We start from the raw sequence: 16,752 nt of genomic DNA on the forward strand, positions 1-16,752 counted from the left end.
ATGACAGAGAAAGTTGCGGTTCTATTAGGAGGCTCATCTGCTGAACGTGAAGTTTCACTTCAGTCAGGAAATGCTGTGCTGGCGGGGTTACGCCAAGCAGGTGTTGATGCTCATCCTATTGACCCCCAAGATTTCCCTGTAGAAACCTTGAAAGATGCAGGTTTTAATAAAGTTTTTATTGCGTTACATGGCCGAGGTGGTGAAGACGGTACATTACAAGGGTTGTTAGAAACACTAAACCTCCCTTATACCGGTAGTGGTGTTATGGCTTCAGCGCTGAGTATGGATAAGCTGAGAACAAAACAATTATGGCAAGGTGCAGGGTTAAGTGTATCGCCATATGTTTACTTAACACAGCAGCAGTATAAGCAGGCATCTCATGAGCAAATTGTCGCTAAAGTGCAATTGTTAGGGCTACCTCTGATTGTGAAACCTAGTCTAGAAGGTTCTAGTGTTGGCATGAGTAAAGTTGATAGCCTAGAGTCATTGCCGGCTGCTTTGGACCTCGCGTTTCAATTTGATGAAACGTTGTTAATTGAAAAATGGCTGAGTGGCCCAGAGTTCACGGTTGCTGTGTTGGGAGATAACACGTTACCGTCAATTCGTATTCAACCACCGGGTATTTTTTATGACTACGAAGCAAAATATTTATCTGATGAAACTCAATATTTTTGCCCAAGTGGTTTAGGTGAACAGCTCGAATCTGAGCTCGCAGAATTAGCACTGAAAGCTTACCAAGCCGTTGGCTGCGAAGGCTGGGGACGAGTTGATGTAATGCAAGATAATGATGGTCAATTTTATCTGCTGGAAGTTAATACATCACCGGGTATGACAAGCCATAGTCTAGTACCGATGGCAGCTCGACAGGCTGGTATGAGTTTTTCACAGTTAGTTGTACAAATTTTAAAATTGGCTCGTTGATATGTCACAAGCAGCACTAAACGTTAGGCATCATAATCAGAATAATGACGAGGATCCACGTTCAGGACCGAGTAATGGTGCATTTTTAGGTGGGTTATTTTTCTTCCTATTTGTGCTTGGCACTATCCTCTGGAGTGGTTGGATGGTGATGACTTGGATGAAAGATGCTGACAGGTTGCCGATGTCTAAATTGGTGTTAACGGGGGAGCGCCATTACACCACAAATGATGATGTCAGAAAGGCCATTTTAGCTTTAGGGCAGCCGGGGACATTTATGACCGTTGATGTCAACGCTATCCAGAACCAAATAAGCATGATGCCATGGGTACGCCAAGTGACGGTGCGTAAACAATGGCCAGATGAATTGAAAATTCACATTGTTGAATACCGCCCATTCGCTAGGTGGAATGATCAAAACATGGTAGATGAACAAGGCAGGGTATTTAACTTGCCAGTTAGCGAAAATGGTAAAGGGGATTATGTGTTGCTGTATGGGCCACAAGGTAGCCAAAAAGATGTCCTTAAAGAATTTGCTGTTTTTAAGAACACGTTAGCAGCACATAACCTAAAGCTAAAATCATTATCGATGACAGCCAGAAATGCCTGGCAAATTATTTTAGACAACGATGTTAGAATCGAATTAGGTAAGAAAGATGTGTCAGAGCGGTTAAATCGGTTCCTTGAACTGTATCCGCTTTTGCAGCAAACAACGGATAAACGCGTTGACTATGTTGACTTACGTTATTCCAGTGGTGCTGCGGTGGGCTGGGCGCCACTATTGGTCGATGCTCCACCGGAGTTACAATAAAGACGATGACTAATAACAAAAATTAGGCAGAAAAAATGATTAAAGCAACGGACAGAAAATTAGTGGTAGGCCTTGAAATTGGAACTTCCAAGGTATCAGCCCTTGTTGGCGAAATTCTGCCCGATGGTATGGTTAATATTATTGGGGTGGGAAGTTGTCCATCTCGTGGAATGGACAAAGGTGGCGTAAACGACCTTGAATCAGTGGTAAAATGTGTACAAAGAGCCATTGATCAGGCCGAATTAATGGCTGACTGCCAAATTTCATCGGTTTACCTTGCGCTATCAGGTAAGCACGTCAGTTGTCAAAATGAGATTGGTATGGTGCCAGTTTCAGAAGAAGAAGTGACGCAAGAAGATGTTGACAGTGTTGTGCATACAGCAAAATCGGTACGTGTACGTGATGAACACAGAATTTTGCACGTAATACCACAGGAATTTGCAATAGATTACCAAGAAGGGATTAAAAACCCAGTTGGTCTATCGGGTGTACGTATGCAAGCAAAAGTTCATTTGATCACCTGCCATAACGATATGGCGAAGAATATCGTCAAAGCCGTTGAACGTTGTGGGTTAAAAGTTGATCAGCTTATTTTTGCCGGTCTCGCTGCAAGTTATAGCGTTTTAACGGAAGATGAGCGTGAATTAGGTGTATGTGTCGTCGATATCGGTGGCGGCACAATGGACATGGCGGTTTATACTGGTGGGGCTTTACGCCATACGAAAGTGATTCCATATGCAGGCAATGTGGTGACAAGTGACATCGCATATGCGTTTGGAACACCACCCAGTGATGCAGAAGCCATTAAAGTGCGCCATGGTTGTGCAGTCGGTTCTATCGTCAGTAAAGATGAAACCGTTGAAGTACCAAGTGTTGGTGGGCGACCACCAAGAAGTTTACAGCGTCAAACCTTAGCAGAAGTGATCGAGCCAAGGTATACTGAGCTGTTAAATTTAGTAAATGAAGAAATTTTAAATTTACAGGAACAGTTACGTCAACAAGGTGTCAAACACCATTTGGCAGCTGGTATCGTGTTGACTGGTGGAGCTGCGCAAATCGACGGTTTGGTCGAGTGCGCTCAAAAAGTGTTCCATACGCAAGTGCGTATTGGTACACCGCTCAACATCACAGGATTAACGGATTACGCGCAGGAGCCATATTATTCAACAGCGGTAGGGCTTCTGCATTACGGTAAAGAAAGCCATTTAGGTGATGATACCGAAGTAGAAAAACGTGCATCAGTTAGCGGGTGGTTTAGTAAAATAACCAGTTGGCTGAGAAAAGAATTTTAATTTTGATAAAGAAGCATATTATTAGCTTCAAAAGTAGTAAGCACAAAACGGAGAGACATTATGTTTGAACCAATGGAGCTAACCAACGATGCGGTGATTAAAGTCATCGGCGTTGGCGGCGGCGGCGGCAACGCCGTTGAACACATGGTGCGTGAACGTATTGAAGGCGTTGAGTTCTTCGCTGTCAATACAGACGCACAGGCGCTGCGTAAAACCGCAGTTGGACAAACTATCCAGATCGGTACAGGTATTACCAAAGGTCTGGGTGCGGGTGCAAACCCTGAAGTCGGCCGTAATGCCGCTGAAGAAGACCGTGAGGCGCTGCGTAATGCTTTAGATGGCGCAGATATGGTCTTTATCGCAGCGGGTATGGGCGGCGGTACAGGGACTGGTGCAGCTCCGGTTGTTGCCGAAGTTGCCAAAGAATTGGGTATTCTGACAGTTGCTGTTGTGACTAAGCCTTTCAATTTCGAAGGTAAAAAGCGCATGGCATTCGCAGAAGCGGGTATCACTGAGTTGTCAAAACATGTTGACTCATTGATCACTATCCCAAATGATAAATTATTAAAAGTACTTGGTCGTGGTATCTCATTACTGGATGCTTTCGGTGCGGCAAATGACGTACTAAAAGGTGCAGTACAAGGTATCGCTGAACTGATTACTCGCCCAGGTTTAATGAACGTAGACTTTGCTGACGTGCGTACTGTGATGTCAGAAATGGGCTACGCGATGATGGGGTCAGGTGTAGCTCGCGGTGAAGACCGTGCAGAAGAAGCCGCTGAAATGGCCATTTCTAGCCCATTATTGGAAGACATTGACCTGTCTGGCGCTCGTGGTGTGTTGGTTAACATTACAGCTGGTTTCGACCTGCGCTTGGATGAGTTTGAAACGGTGGGTAACACTATCCGTGCCTTCGCATCTGATAATGCAACTGTGGTAATCGGTACATCTCTTGACCCAGAAATGCACGAAGAACTGCGTGTCACTGTTGTTGCTACAGGTATTGGTATGGACAAACGTCCAGAAATTACTCTAGTTAGCAACAAGATGTCTCAGCAGGCGTCAATGGAACAGCGCTATCAGCAAATGCAAAATAGCATGTCTTCATTAACAGAAGAGAAGCCAGCGGCTAAAGCGGTCAATGACCAAAATACGCAAACAAATAAAGAACCAGATTATCTTGATATTCCTGCGTTCTTGCGTAAGCAGGCCGATTAATTTTATTTATATTGGTTTCTCCGCTTTTTGTGCTAAAATTTCCTACTGATTATCTTGTATGATGATCAGTAGGACTTATAACATTGCGAGAAAAATACGATGATCAAACAACGGACACTAAAACGTATTATTACAGCGACTGGTGTTGGTTTACATACCGGCAAGAAAGTTACGCTTACATTACGTCCAGCGCCGGCCAATACCGGGGTCATCTACCGTCGTACTGACCTTAATCCACCGGTTGATTTTCCGGCAGATGCGAAATCAGTTCGTGACACCATGTTATGTACTTGCTTAGTTAACGAAGATAACGTGCGTATTTCGACTGTTGAGCATTTGAATGCTGCCTTAGCAGGGTTAGGTATCGATAACATTGTTATTGAAGTCAATGCGCCTGAAATCCCTATTATGGATGGCAGTGCCGCACCATTTGTATTCTTACTGCTTGATGGCGGTATTGAAGAATTAAATTGTGCTAAGAAATTTTTACGTATAAAAGAAACAGTACGTGTTGAAGATGGTGATAAATGGGCTGAAATGCGACCTTATAATGGGTTTAGCCTTGATTTCACAATTGATTTTCAGCACCCAGCGATTGATAGTAGCACACAACGCTACTCACTTGATTTCTCAGCGGAATCATTTGTAAATCAAATTAGCCGTGCGCGTACTTTTGGCTTTATGCGTGATATTGAATATCTGCAATCAAAAGGCTTGTGCTTAGGCGGTAGTTTTGACTGCGCCATCGTTGTTGATGACTATAAAGTTCTTAACGAAGATGGTTTACGTTTTGAAGATGAATTCGTTCGTCACAAAATGTTGGATGCAATTGGTGATTTATTCATGTGTGGACATAACATTATTGGCGCTTTCACCGCGTTTAAATCAGGCCACGCACTGAATAACAAGCTGTTACAAGCAGTTTTAGCGAAAGAATCAGCTTGGGATCTCGTCACATTTGAAGACGAAGCTCAATTGCCTGTCGCATTCAAAGCACCTTCAGCGGTGTTTGCATAAGACGTGATTATGCAGCTATCTTCGAAAGCTAATCGAAGTTAGCCCTTTCTGTTGGTTGCACTAGTACTCTCTCCGGCTAGTGCAGCCAGCCGCTCAAATCTTTCTTTTAATCCCTTCGGGCTATTCTCTGCTAATTTCAAAAGTGCTTGTGCGGTTTGTGTGCTTATCTGGCGTTCGTTCATTTTTTGACTCATTGAGGCCGTTTGCTTAGTTACTGAGCTATTTTGCCTCGATTTTCGCATAAGATCGGGATTGATTCTGATGTCGATAGAAGATAAAGATGGTAGAATGGACGTTCTTAATGCAGAAAGAAGATTGAGTTTTTCGTAATTAAGTCGGGTCATCCAACTGGCATTTGCCACTTCAATGACCATAATACTATTACGGTAGTTTGCAACACGGCACATAGGTTTGATTTCAGCCGGCAGTAACCCTTTTACAGCACGATTCAGTTTGATAATCGCTTTTGCATTACGTTGAATAGTTTGTAAAGTGTTCGATGATGTTGCCAATGATCCTTCAAGAACATCAAAAAGTGCTTGTGGATGACTATCTCTCATTTTTAGCTCCGGCTGAGAATGAAACAACGAATTACAAATAATAATTTTGTCACTTATTCATTATATAAGAGTTTGATGGGCATTTTAAATTTTTGGCGACAACTCGGAAGAAAATACTTTTGGTCCCACCTACTATTAGGTGTGGTTGCCACGGGTGTCGGCTTGCCTACAATTTTAAATGCGTTATCAGAATCTCAACACACACAGGTTAACTCTTCCCCCGTTAATCGCCAGAGCCAAGCTGTTAATGCCTTTGACAATTTATTTTCTCAACAGAATTCTCAGCGCTCTTCATCATCATCGTCATCCTATTCAGTTAATTACTGGCAGCAACATGCGGTAAGGAATGTCATTCGGCAGCTTACTTTTGCTTTTTCGGCAACGGAAGACGATGATGTAAACACGGCAGCAGAAGAGACTGAAAAGCTTATTGTCCCACAGTTGATGCTAGATACGCTGTATGCCATGTTAGCACAGCGTTCACTTCAGTGGGATGAAAGTGTTATCCAATTTAGTCATTATAACTATCCCCATATTATTGCCTACCAACCTGCAATTTGGATTGCTCAAGTCCACGGCATTCGTGCCGGCCCGTTAACAGCTTAATCTTTACCCATAGCAAGCCAGCTTAGTGCTGTGCTGTCTTGCGCCATAAAATTTAAAACAATTAATTGATTATTAGAGATTAAAATATGTTAACAAAGATTTTGACCAAAGTTTTTGGTAGTCGTAATGACCGTACCTTGCGCCGTTTACGTAAAGAAGTTGAAAAAATTAATCGTCTTGAACCCGATTTCGAAAAGTTATCTGATGATGAATTAAAAGCAAAAACGGTAGAGTTTCGTGAGCGTTTAACGAAGGGCGAAAGTTTAGAAAGCATCATCCCTGAGGCATTTGCAACTGTTCGCGAAGCAAGTAAACGTGTATTTGGTATGCGTCACTTTGATGTACAGCTTATCGGTGGAATGGTACTGAATGAACGCTGTATCGCAGAAATGCGTACGGGGGAAGGTAAAACATTAACGGCAACACTACCAGCTTATATCAACGCATTAAGTGGCAAAGGGGTTCACGTAGTTACGGTGAATGACTACTTAGCCAAGCGTGATGCTGAAAATAACCGTCCATTATTTGAATTCTTAGGTTTAACTGTGGGTATCAACCTGCCAGGTATGGCTCCACCTGCAAAACGTGAAGCGTATGCGGCAGATATTACTTATGGTACTAACAATGAATTTGGTTTTGACTACTTACGTGACAACATGGCATTTAGCCCTGAAGAGCGTGTTCAGCGTAAATTGCATTATGCTTTGGTGGATGAGGTCGACTCAATTCTTATCGATGAAGCACGTACACCGCTGATTATCTCAGGTCCTGCGGAAGATAGCTCTGAACTGTACCAAAAAGTAGATAAACTTATTCCATATTTGCAACGTCAAGAGAAAGAAGATTCAGATACTTTCCAAGGGGAAGGCCATTTTTCGGTTGATGAAAAATCGCGTCAAGTAACCATAACAGAACGTGGGCTAGTATTAATCGAAGAACTTCTAGCAAAAGAAGGCTTAATGGATGAAGGAGAATCTTTATATTCACCTTCTAACATCATGTTAATGCACCATGTAATGGCAGGCTTACGTGCTCACGCATTGTTTACCTTAGACGTTGATTATATTGTAAAAGACGGCCAAATTGTCATTGTTGACGAACATACGGGCCGTACAATGGAAGGGCGCCGTTGGTCTGATGGCTTACACCAAGCGGTTGAAGCAAAAGAAGGGGTTGAAATTCAAAATGAAAACCAAACCTTGGCTTCAATTACTTTCCAGAACTATTTCCGTTTATATGAAAAACTTGCAGGTATGACGGGGACTGCGGATACCGAAGCATTTGAGTTTAGCTCAATTTATAAACTTGATACAATTGTTATCCCAACTAACCGTCCAATGGTTCGTAAAGATTTACCTGACCTCGTTTATATGAACGAAGCGGATAAGTTTGCGGCAATTATTGAAGATATTCGTGAGAGAACCGCCAATGGGCAACCTGTTCTTGTTGGTACGATTTCTATCGAAAAATCTGAATTAATTTCTAATGCATTGAAAAAAGCTAAAATTGCTCACAACGTACTGAATGCAAAATTCCATGCAATGGAAGCGGATATCATCGCAAATGCAGGTCAAGCAGGTGCAGTAACGATCGCAACTAACATGGCCGGTCGTGGTACTGACATTATGTTAGGCGGCAGCTGGCAAACTGAAGTTGCTGCATTAGAAGAACCAACTCAAGAGCAAATTGACGAAATCAAAGCAAACTGGAAAGTTCGCCATGATGCTGTTTTAGCCGCAGGTGGTTTACATATTATTGGTACTGAGCGTCATGAGTCACGTCGTATCGATAACCAGTTACGTGGTCGTGCAGGGCGTCAAGGGGATGCGGGTTCATCGCGTTTTTACCTATCAATGGAAGATGCGCTGATGCGTATTTTTGCCTCAGACCGCGTTACAGGAATGATGAAAAAGTTAGGTATGAAGCCAGGTGAAGCTATTGAGCACCCATGGGTGACCAAAGCTATTGCTAATGCACAACGTAAAGTTGAAAGCCGTAACTTTGATATCCGTAAACAACTACTTGAATATGATGATGTTGCAAGTGACCAACGTCGTGCAATTTATACTCAACGTAATGAATTACTGGATGGCGGCGACATTAAAGAAACGGTTGATAGCATCCGCCAAGACGTATTAACCACTACGATGGATGCCTATATTCCACCTCAATCACTTGAAGAAATGTGGGATATCGAAGGGTTACACCAACGTTTAGTCAATGATTTTGACCTCGACTTACCAATCAAAGAGTGGTTAGATAAAGAGCCAGAGTTACACGAAGAAACATTACGTGAACGTATTATGGCAAAAGCGATTGAAGTTTATGATCGTAAAGAAGAAATTGTTGGCGCAGAAGCGATGCGTAATTTCGAAAAAGGTGTCATGTTGCAAACATTAGACACATTATGGAAAGAGCACTTAGCGTCAATGGATTACTTACGCCAAGGCATTCATTTGCGTGGCTATGCGCAAAAAGATCCTAAACAAGAGTACAAGCGCGAATCTTTCAGTATGTTTGCTAACATGCTTGAAGCATTGAAATATGAAGTGATTAGCACCTTATCTAAGGTACAAGTTCGTTTACCTGAAGAGGTTGAAGCATTAGAGCAACAGCGTCGTGAAGAAGCTGAGCGTTTAGCGAAAAGGCAACAATTAAGCCATGAAGCGGGTGCTGAATCTTTAATGACTGAAACCGAGGCTAAAATAGCAACTCAAGGTCACAAAATTGGTCGTAATGATCCTTGTCCTTGCGGCTCAGGTAAAAAATATAAGCAATGTCACGGTCGCTTAAATTAATTTATTATTAACTCATTAATATAAAAAAGGCGGGGTAACCCGCCTTTTTGACGAAAAAATTATGGAAAAAAAACATTTGCATATCGCGGCTGGAATTATTCGTAATTCCCAGCAACAAATTTTTATTACTAAACGGCCTGAAGGCACGCATATGGCTGGCTTTTGGGAATTTCCAGGTGGAAAACTTGAGATTAATGAATCACCTGAAGCGGCATTAATTCGTGAGCTTGAAGAAGAAGTCGGAATTGTAGTGACTAAGAGCGAGTTATTTCATCGCGTTGATCATGAGTTTGATGACCGTTTCATTACGCTTTATTTTTTTATCGTTACTGCGTGGGAAAATGAACCGTACGGTAAAGAAGGGCAAGATTCGCGTTGGGTTTGTCAACATGACCTTATTGCTGATGAGTTCCCACCGGCAAACCGTATTATTGTCGATTTATTAACGCAGAGAAGTGAATCAGCTTAATAACTGATATTGATATTAAGTGGAAAATACACAATGATATATTTTCCACTTAATTTACTGTGTCGCGACTTAACGTCTTATTTATCTGGCTGTTCACTCCAGTCATCGCTGTCAGAGATATCCCCTTGACTCGCAATTCTTTTTTCCTCACTAGCCCACTCACCAAGGTCAATAAGTTGACAACGCTTACTGCAAAATGGCCGGAAAGGGCTATTTTCATTCCAAACAACTATCTTTTTGCATGTTGGGCAGTTTACTTCAATGATTTCGCTCATAAATATATATCTCTAGCTAGCAACAGGATAACTCAAAACTAATTACATCTGGAAGTATACCATTCTCACTGTCGATATGTAGAAAGCGCAATGCAAATCTTGTTTTATGGCCTGAAATTTGTGGGTAAATAAGGTGCTCAATTGATAATTTGATACGTAGTAACTCTTTACCCTCGACATTATCTTGATAAAAACCATTATGAGATTCTTTTGTTTCGAAATTACCACTTTGACGAATTAATGTAAGGACTAGTTTTAATGCATTATTAAGTGGGTCAAGGCTTTGCAGCCATCCATTGATGGTTTTATTTCTTTCAATTTGCGGGATATTTAACCAAAGCTGTAAAGTGGGGAGATCAAAGCTACAGCAGCCTCCTGGGATGCTTAGTCGTTGGCGTACCATACTGATAATTTTATCTGTTCGTAAATGGTGGCCAAAACGTGAGGCTGACATCAATTTGGCGGTTGTATCAGATAATTGTTCAAGTAATGTAGAAATTAATTGGTTATCGGCATTAGGGGCTTCAGCCCAACTAGCTAGCTGAATTCGTTGTTTTTCGAGCTCTTTCATGAGCTCAGAACGTACTTCGCCTCTATCAAGAATTTCAATTAATTCTGAAACAGAACGAAAAAAGGCAATACCAGTAGAGTAGGAAGTAATATTACTTAGCTCATAAATTTGAGATAAAAGTGTTTCAAGGCGCAACCACGAACGAATTTTTTCATTCATTGGGTATTCATAAGTAATAAAATTTGTTGCAATTAACTCGCCCATTTTAATTCCTATTTTTTTATTTTTGCTAGTGTTAAGTACTGGTTATGTAACGCGGCTACCTTGGTTGAGAGATCCCTATCATGAGAATGGTTTGTTATTATATCATTGGCATAATCAAGTCGTTTTTCACGGCTAACTTGTGCATTAAGTATATTAGTAACTTGTTCTAAACTGGTCTTATCTCTTTTTAGAGTACGTTGAATTTGCTCTTCAACAGTAACATCAACAACTAATACCCTATCTGCCAAATGATGAATATTATTTTCAATCAATAAAGGGACTACCCATAATAGATAAGGGTAATTTATTTGTTGAAATTGTTTTTGTGTTTCTTGTTGGATCAATGGATGAAGTAGAGCATTCAGCCATTTTTTTTCATCAGGTTTGGAAAAAATAATTTCTCTTAAGCGCTGCCTATTTAGAGCTCCGTTAGGAAGAATGACATCCTTACCGAAGTGGCGAGTAATGCTTTTTAGAGCTGGGCTGTTAGGCTCAACAACTTGTCGTGCAATCACATCCGCATCAACTAGAGGAACTCCAAGTTTTGCAAACTCGTTTGCAACAGTTGTTTTACCACTTCCAATACCACCTGTTAAAGCAACTATATAAGGCATATGATTATTCATTTACTCGTTGAAAAAAAACAGATTACACTGAAATAAATCATTTGTCTTCATCCAAAGTAATATTACTGTGAATAGATTAAAAAATAAATCGATATATTATATATTAAAGGGGAAACATAATATCTATATCTATCTGAAATTATTTATAACTCAGTTATAACATTACCTAAATTAAATATAGGTAGATACATTGCTAGCATGACGATACCCACGAGTATAGCAATTAAAACGAGTAAAATAGGTTCAAGGTTTTTTAGGTTTTTTTCGGTAATGAAAATATATTGCTCTGAATAATATTTGAATAAATAATTGGAAAAATAGTGTATTTTCCCAGATTCTTCAGCAATAGACATTAGCTGTACAGCTAAATCAGGAAAAAACTTAGTTTGCCTCATAGCATAGGAGAGTAATTCTCCTTTATGTACCGACATATGTACGTGTTTGCAGTCTTTTTTATATTGATTATTATTAATGGTTTGAATAGTACACTTTAAACATTCAGATAATGATAACCCTACATTAATAGTTGAATGCATCGTTAAAAAATATAAACTTAAATTATGAAGTTGTAATGATTTTTTTAATATGGATAAATGCATTATTGTTTTTTTTATTAAGTTCAGTGCCTTTTCCTTAAATTTAAATATGAAAGGTAATAAAAATAGAATAAGGCTAAGTAAGTAGGGTAAATATTCCCTTAGGAAACTTGATATGAAAGTTATAGTTTTTGTAATGAGTGGTAGTTCGTGTCTAACATTTTGATAGATACTTTCAAATTGAGGAACAACATAGATCATCATAATGGCTAATAAAACTATAGAAAAAGATGATAGAATTATTGGGTATCGTGTCGATTTACTGATGAGTAAAGATACTTTATTGTTATGCTCTAAAATTGAATTGATTGTACTAAAGCTTTCCTCGTACTGCCCTGTTTTCTCGGCAACGGTAATAATACTGATTACTGTGTCATTAAAAATGGTGGGATGTTTTTTTAAATATTGTGAAAATTTCTCTCCTTTTTCAATATGGATTATTGAATTTTCGATAATATCAGTCCAAAATGGAAAGGGACAGTTAGTATGCAATATTTTTAAACATTGTATGAGGTTAATACCTGATGATGATAATAAAGATAATTGATGAAAAAAATGAATTCGATAATTAATGTTTTTTTTATCTAATGTAAATAGTGTTTTTAATTTTATTTGTATAGGAATTAAATTTCTTTCAGTTATGTTAATAAAAGCATGTTTTTTACTTTTTGCTATTAGTGTACTGTGTTTTAATTGGTTTTTAAAATCAATGGCAATATATGAATAAATAAACATGTTAATTTACTCCATTTCCGATAATAGAATAGATTTCTTGAAGTGTGGTTTCACCCATTTCAACGCATTCTATACCTGCATCAAAAAGGCTAACAAAATTATTTGGATTTTCTAATGTATTATTTTTAAAGATTTCACAGATATTGCTTTGATCTATATATTCATAAATTGCAATTCTTCCCATAAAACCAGAAAAACAAAGCTCACAGCCTTTTGAAGACCATTCATTGATTATATGGTTATTATGCAATTCAGTTTTTTTAGGTATTGTTTCTTTGCAGTGAGGACAAAGTTTTCGTACTAGCCTCTGTGCAATAACCATTTTTAAGCAAGATTTAAGTTGACTATTTTCTATCCCCAATTGATTCATTCGCTCTATAGCACTAATTGTACAATTTGTGTGCAGTGTTGACAAAACTAGATGACCAGTTTGAGCCGCTCGGGTCGCAATCTTAGCGGTTTCTTCATCACGGATTTCACCAATCATAATGACATCAGGGTCTTGCCGTAGAAGCGCCCTCAAAATAAAAGAAAAATTAAGTTTGTATTTTTCATTGACTTGGGTTTGGTTGATCCCTTGTAGGGGGATTTCAATAGGGTCCTCAATGGTTGTTATATTTCTTGAGGATTGATTTAAATATTCTAGATAACTATAAAGTGTTACTGTTTTACCACTTCCTGTTGGCCCTGTGACTAAAATTAATCCTTGTGGCCGATTTAAATATTCTTTTAACCGTTCAAGAAGGGAAGAGCACATCCCTATGTGCTCTAAAGAATATTTTAATTGCGTATTCAAAATACGTAAGACTAACTTTTCACCATGAATGGTCGGAATGCTAGAAAGACGAATACTATAATTTTGCCCGTCAAAATACCAACTCATTTGACCATCTTGTGGAAGCCTTTTTTCCGCTATATTCATTTTTGCTAGTATTTTTATACGAGCAATAATTTCGCTATTAATTTCATAAGGAGGAGAGGGAATAAAATATAGCTTCCCATCTACACGTAATCTAATTTTTAACCCTTGTTTGGTTGGTTCAAGGTGTATATCAGATGAGCGTTTATGAACTGCTGTTTTTAATAATTCCTCAACAAAATTAATTGCAGGGGATGATGTGTTTAATAGTTCGGTTTCTTGAGGATGATAATTTGTTTCCTCCTCTTTTATTTCATGTACTGTGTTATTAAAATAATGGTCTATTTTTTCTTTTGGCCAAATATCATAACAGACAGGGACGCTAGCAATAAATTTTAATGTGGCTATTAAGTTATCATCCGGTTTTTTAGCAGCGGCGATAGATAACCTTTTTTGATTATAATCTATGATTATAATGTAATTTTTATCACATAAGCTCTTAAGTTCTTTATAAATAAATTGGTCATTATTAGATATATTCATAAATATTCCCAATTAAAAGATAAATGTTTTTTCACATAGTGATTTTAAGTTAGCATTAGTTTTATTTTCGCAAACAACTGCCCAGTTGAAGGGTTTATCTAAGGTTGGAAGGGTTGGTGTTAATGTGACTTTTAAGTCTGATAATGATTTACCAGTAGAGAACGTAATAACTCCAGATTTAACGTCTATCTTATTAATGTATTTCCCTGTTATATTTGTAGGAATATCATCACTACCTCCATTGCATTGCGATAAACTCCCTCGATTAAAACTGCATATTTCTATGCTGTTCTTATAAGGAATAACGGTCTGGAGTACATCGGTAATTGCTGCTTTTTGCATATAGCTTTGATAGCCAGGGATCGCAATAGCACTTAGAATTGATATAATTGCAATTACTACCATAATTTCAATAAGTGAAAATCCTTGTTGATTCATAAATAAAAACCTCCGTTGTTAAGTGAGGTTTTATCATAATTAGATTTTTTAGTTAAAGTTAGAGGTTAAAAAAAGCAGTGCGAAGCATTTTGTAAATATTTATTGGAAAATAGGTAAGATTGCATTTTTCTTCGAGCAGCTTCGCAATAAATAATAAAGATAAAATAGAAGGTGGAGTTTTTTAATAAATTGAGTGAAGATAAATGTACCTGTTTTGTATTACGGGTAAGATCAAGATAGATATTACCCGGAGCAATAACTCAATTATTATTTAATTTATTCTTATAATATACCCAATCAAAAAATGGGCCAGGATCTGTTTTGCGACCAGGGGCAATATTACTGTGGCCGGTAATATTATTTTTAATTAGTGGATACTCAATTATAAGTAAATTAGTTAAATAAGTAAGGGATTGATATTGTACTTCGGTAAATGGTTCGAAATCAGTGCCTTCTAGTTCAATACCAATAGAAAAATCGTTACATTTTTCTTGGCCTTGGTAGGAAGACTGCCCTGCATGCCAAGCTCGTAAATGAAAGGGGACATATTGAATGATGGTGCCGTCACGGCGTATTAAGCAATGAGCTGAAACGCGAAGATGTTTGATTTCATTAAAAAATGGGTGTTCATCAGGGTTTAAAGTTCCTGTAAATAATTGATTTATATAAGGGCCACCAAATTGGCCAGGTGGAAGGCTGATATTATGAATGACTAACAGAGAAGGTATGGTATTCGTGGGGCGCTCATCATGATGTGGAGAAGGGATATGAGTCACATTATTTAGCCAACCATTGTGTATTTTCATATCGTTATCCATAGTATTCTCTTTTCTTTTTTGTTAACACTCGTTATCTGCAAACGAAAAGATTAGCATAGATGAAACAAAGCGAGTGCACATTTTGGAGTTAAAAATGACGATACGGCGATATGATGAACAGCAAAGACGTGAAATGCTTTTTGAGCGGTTACAAATTGATATTCCTTTTATGGTCAGTGTGGCTTTGAAAGAAGATTTAGGTCAGTCTATTGATTATAAAAAAGATATCACTGGCCAGCTGTTAAATATAGATGCGCAAGTGAGTGCTCGAATTATTACCCGCGAACATGGCGTTTTTTGTGGGAAGCAATGGTTAGATGAGGTTTTTCTTCAACTTGGCGGGCAAGTCAAAATTGATTGGAAAGTTCAAGACGGTGAAACTGTTACTCCTAACCAAGTTCTCTGTGAGATGCAGGGCCCATCCCAAATTCTATTAACAGGTGAGCGCACCTCTTTGAATTTCATTCAAACGCTTTCTTCTGTTTCAAGTATAACTGCTGAATATGTAAAACAAATCACTGGTACAAGGGCGAAGTTACTTGATACACGTAAAACTATCCCGGGCTTAAGGACGGCTTTAAAATATGCAGTGTTGATGGGGGGAGGGTTTAACCATCGCTTAGGTTTATCCGATGCTTATTTAATAAAAGAAAACCATATTATATCAGCTGGTTCAGTCGAACGAGCTGTTGAATTAGCGCGTAGCGCGCATCCAGATGTCCCTATAGAAATTGAAGTTGAAAGTTTAGATGAGTTATTACGAGCCTTAAAAGCGCAAGCGGATATCATCATGTTAGATAACTTTACTCCAGTCATGATGAAAGAAGCTGTGGTGTTAACGGCAGGTAAAGCTGCACTTGAAGTTTCTGGCGATGTCACATTAGATACGATAAAAGAGTTCGCAGAAACAGGGGTTGACTTTATTTCTGTTGGTGCGCTAACCAAACATATTAAAGCCATGGATTTGTCTATGCGTTTTATTGATAAAAATCAGTAAGTAATTTGGTTAATACACGAAGCTGCCTCAGCTGAGATCCTAAGTTATAGTATTGTTGATGTAGTTTCATCTTGAGTGGCTATTTACGTTAAGTAGGCTTTAGGAATCTAGATCATTCGTTGATTAACAGTATCTAAGTGTTGATTTAAATCTTTATGGGGTTACAACAAAATATTTTGTAGCCCCTAGTCAATTGACCCATTGTGCATTTCTTTTATCCACCTATCAATTGAAACATTACAACGCTATTTTATTTTCTACATCAACTTTATTCTAAGATGATAAGGAATCGGTTTGAGTGTAATTTAACCAAGCGAATTTAAGTTAAGTTTAAAATCGGTTGTGAATTTAACGATTTATTAACATCATTATGGTTTTGATGAGTAAAAAGTACGGCCAAT

The 16,752-nt window shown here is 38.6% G+C and carries 17 protein-coding genes; 9 read left to right on the forward strand and 8 right to left on the reverse strand.

Annotation, left to right across the window (positions count from 1 at the left end; translation table 11 throughout):
• The 5 genes from FVA69_RS06355 to lpxC all read left to right on the forward strand — a co-directional run bounded on the left by FVA69_RS06355 (position 1) and on the right by lpxC (position 5,256).
• Positions 1–921 carry a D-alanine--D-alanine ligase gene (locus tag FVA69_RS06355; RefSeq protein WP_004913172.1) on the forward strand — a complete coding sequence of 307 codons (921 nt, stop codon included), beginning with the start codon at positions 1–3 and terminating at the stop codon, positions 919–921.
• Between the two features lies 1 nt (position 922).
• Positions 923–1,729 carry a cell division protein FtsQ gene (gene ftsQ / locus FVA69_RS06360; protein ID WP_004913170.1) on the forward strand — a complete coding sequence of 269 codons (807 nt, stop codon included), beginning with the start codon at positions 923–925 and terminating at the stop codon, positions 1,727–1,729.
• Positions 1,730–1,764: 35 nt separating this feature from the next.
• Complete coding sequence (gene ftsA / locus FVA69_RS06365) at positions 1,765–3,021, forward strand: cell division protein FtsA (RefSeq protein WP_004262024.1); 1,257 nt, start codon at positions 1,765–1,767, stop codon at positions 3,019–3,021.
• A 60-nt stretch (positions 3,022–3,081) separates the two neighbouring features.
• The gene (ftsZ, locus tag FVA69_RS06370; RefSeq protein ID WP_004262022.1) at positions 3,082–4,239 is read left to right on the forward strand and encodes a cell division protein FtsZ; all 1,158 of its coding nucleotides are present in this window, start codon (positions 3,082–3,084) and stop codon (positions 4,237–4,239) included.
• 99 nt (positions 4,240–4,338) lie between these two features.
• Positions 4,339–5,256 (forward strand): UDP-3-O-acyl-N-acetylglucosamine deacetylase, encoded by a 918-nt coding sequence (lpxC, locus tag FVA69_RS06375; protein WP_004913165.1) that lies wholly within the window; start codon positions 4,339–4,341, stop codon positions 5,254–5,256.
• A 38-nt stretch (positions 5,257–5,294) separates the two neighbouring features.
• Here lpxC and FVA69_RS06380 read toward each other — a convergent pair whose 3' ends face one another.
• Positions 5,295–5,816: a DUF721 domain-containing protein gene (locus FVA69_RS06380; protein ID WP_109912939.1), complete on the reverse strand. Its 522-nt coding sequence runs from the start codon at positions 5,814–5,816 to the stop codon at positions 5,295–5,297.
• Positions 5,817–5,891: 75 nt separating this feature from the next.
• On the opposite strand from FVA69_RS06380, the gene secM reads away from it, so the two are divergent.
• The 3 genes from secM to mutT all read left to right on the forward strand — a co-directional run bounded on the left by secM (position 5,892) and on the right by mutT (position 9,689).
• Positions 5,892–6,422: a secA translation cis-regulator SecM gene (gene secM, locus FVA69_RS06385; protein ID WP_004913160.1), complete on the forward strand. Its 531-nt coding sequence runs from the start codon at positions 5,892–5,894 to the stop codon at positions 6,420–6,422.
• A gap of 86 nt (positions 6,423–6,508) precedes the next feature.
• Positions 6,509–9,220, forward strand: coding sequence for a preprotein translocase subunit SecA (secA, locus tag FVA69_RS06390; RefSeq protein WP_164528554.1), 2,712 nt, complete (start codon positions 6,509–6,511; stop codon positions 9,218–9,220).
• A gap of 61 nt (positions 9,221–9,281) precedes the next feature.
• Positions 9,282–9,689 (forward strand): 8-oxo-dGTP diphosphatase MutT, encoded by a 408-nt coding sequence (mutT, locus tag FVA69_RS06395; RefSeq protein ID WP_109912937.1) that lies wholly within the window; start codon positions 9,282–9,284, stop codon positions 9,687–9,689.
• A 77-nt stretch (positions 9,690–9,766) separates the two neighbouring features.
• On the opposite strand, the gene yacG is transcribed toward mutT, so the two are convergent.
• The 7 genes from yacG to ampD all read right to left on the reverse strand — a co-directional run bounded on the left by yacG (position 9,767) and on the right by ampD (position 15,342).
• Positions 9,767–9,964 carry a DNA gyrase inhibitor YacG gene (gene yacG, locus FVA69_RS06400; RefSeq protein WP_004262008.1) on the reverse strand — a complete coding sequence of 66 codons (198 nt, stop codon included), beginning with the start codon at positions 9,962–9,964 and terminating at the stop codon, positions 9,767–9,769.
• 16 nt (positions 9,965–9,980) lie between these two features.
• Entirely contained in the window at positions 9,981–10,739 is a 759-nt protein-coding gene (zapD, locus tag FVA69_RS06405) for a cell division protein ZapD (RefSeq protein WP_109912936.1), read from the reverse strand.
• Between the two features lie 8 nt (positions 10,740–10,747).
• Positions 10,748–11,353 (reverse strand): dephospho-CoA kinase, encoded by a 606-nt coding sequence (coaE, locus tag FVA69_RS06410; protein ID WP_004913145.1) that lies wholly within the window; start codon positions 11,351–11,353, stop codon positions 10,748–10,750.
• A gap of 155 nt (positions 11,354–11,508) precedes the next feature.
• Complete coding sequence (locus FVA69_RS06415; protein ID WP_164528555.1) at positions 11,509–12,696, reverse strand: type II secretion system F family protein; 1,188 nt, start codon at positions 12,694–12,696, stop codon at positions 11,509–11,511.
• Position 12,697: 1 nt separating this feature from the next.
• Positions 12,698–14,098: an ATPase, T2SS/T4P/T4SS family gene (locus tag FVA69_RS06420; protein ID WP_164528556.1), complete on the reverse strand. Its 1,401-nt coding sequence runs from the start codon at positions 14,096–14,098 to the stop codon at positions 12,698–12,700.
• 12 nt (positions 14,099–14,110) lie between these two features.
• Positions 14,111–14,536 carry a prepilin peptidase-dependent pilin gene (ppdD, locus tag FVA69_RS06425; protein ID WP_004913128.1) on the reverse strand — a complete coding sequence of 142 codons (426 nt, stop codon included), beginning with the start codon at positions 14,534–14,536 and terminating at the stop codon, positions 14,111–14,113.
• A gap of 260 nt (positions 14,537–14,796) precedes the next feature.
• The gene (ampD, locus tag FVA69_RS06430; protein WP_109912947.1) at positions 14,797–15,342 is read right to left on the reverse strand and encodes a 1,6-anhydro-N-acetylmuramyl-L-alanine amidase AmpD; all 546 of its coding nucleotides are present in this window, start codon (positions 15,340–15,342) and stop codon (positions 14,797–14,799) included.
• Positions 15,343–15,448: 106 nt separating this feature from the next.
• On the opposite strand from ampD, the gene nadC reads away from it, so the two are divergent.
• Positions 15,449–16,351: a carboxylating nicotinate-nucleotide diphosphorylase gene (nadC, locus tag FVA69_RS06435; protein WP_117162803.1), complete on the forward strand. Its 903-nt coding sequence runs from the start codon at positions 15,449–15,451 to the stop codon at positions 16,349–16,351.
• The last annotated feature ends 401 nt before the right edge of the window (positions 16,352–16,752 follow it).

It is taken from the genome of Providencia sp. PROV004 (assembly GCF_011045615.1).
GTDB classification, from domain to species: domain Bacteria; phylum Pseudomonadota; class Gammaproteobacteria; order Enterobacterales; family Enterobacteriaceae; genus Providencia; species Providencia rettgeri.

What these genes read in the sequence shown, in the direction of transcription:
- FVA69_RS06355 (WP_004913172.1), top strand. Translation starts at nt 1, where the DNA reads ATGACAGAGAAAGTTGCGGTTCTATTAGGAGGCTCATCTGCTGAACGT.
- ftsQ (WP_004913170.1), top strand. Translation starts at nt 923, where the DNA reads ATGTCACAAGCAGCACTAAACGTTAGGCATCATAATCAGAATAATGAC.
- ftsA (WP_004262024.1), top strand. Translation starts at nt 1,765, where the DNA reads ATGATTAAAGCAACGGACAGAAAATTAGTGGTAGGCCTTGAAATTGGA.
- ftsZ (WP_004262022.1), top strand. Translation starts at nt 3,082, where the DNA reads ATGTTTGAACCAATGGAGCTAACCAACGATGCGGTGATTAAAGTCATC.
- lpxC (WP_004913165.1), top strand. Translation starts at nt 4,339, where the DNA reads ATGATCAAACAACGGACACTAAAACGTATTATTACAGCGACTGGTGTT.
- FVA69_RS06380 (WP_109912939.1), bottom strand. Translation starts at nt 5,816, where the DNA reads ATGAGAGATAGTCATCCACAAGCACTTTTTGATGTTCTTGAAGGATCA.
- secM (WP_004913160.1), top strand. Translation starts at nt 5,892, where the DNA reads ATGGGCATTTTAAATTTTTGGCGACAACTCGGAAGAAAATACTTTTGG.
- secA (WP_164528554.1), top strand. Translation starts at nt 6,509, where the DNA reads ATGTTAACAAAGATTTTGACCAAAGTTTTTGGTAGTCGTAATGACCGT.
- mutT (WP_109912937.1), top strand. Translation starts at nt 9,282, where the DNA reads ATGGAAAAAAAACATTTGCATATCGCGGCTGGAATTATTCGTAATTCC.
- yacG (WP_004262008.1), bottom strand. Translation starts at nt 9,964, where the DNA reads ATGAGCGAAATCATTGAAGTAAACTGCCCAACATGCAAAAAGATAGTT.
- zapD (WP_109912936.1), bottom strand. Translation starts at nt 10,739, where the DNA reads ATGGGCGAGTTAATTGCAACAAATTTTATTACTTATGAATACCCAATG.
- coaE (WP_004913145.1), bottom strand. Translation starts at nt 11,353, where the DNA reads ATGCCTTATATAGTTGCTTTAACAGGTGGTATTGGAAGTGGTAAAACA.
- FVA69_RS06415 (WP_164528555.1), bottom strand. Translation starts at nt 12,696, where the DNA reads ATGTTTATTTATTCATATATTGCCATTGATTTTAAAAACCAATTAAAA.
- FVA69_RS06420 (WP_164528556.1), bottom strand. Translation starts at nt 14,098, where the DNA reads ATGAATATATCTAATAATGACCAATTTATTTATAAAGAACTTAAGAGC.
- ppdD (WP_004913128.1), bottom strand. Translation starts at nt 14,536, where the DNA reads ATGAATCAACAAGGATTTTCACTTATTGAAATTATGGTAGTAATTGCA.
- ampD (WP_109912947.1), bottom strand. Translation starts at nt 15,342, where the DNA reads ATGAAAATACACAATGGTTGGCTAAATAATGTGACTCATATCCCTTCT.
- nadC (WP_117162803.1), top strand. Translation starts at nt 15,449, where the DNA reads ATGACGATACGGCGATATGATGAACAGCAAAGACGTGAAATGCTTTTT.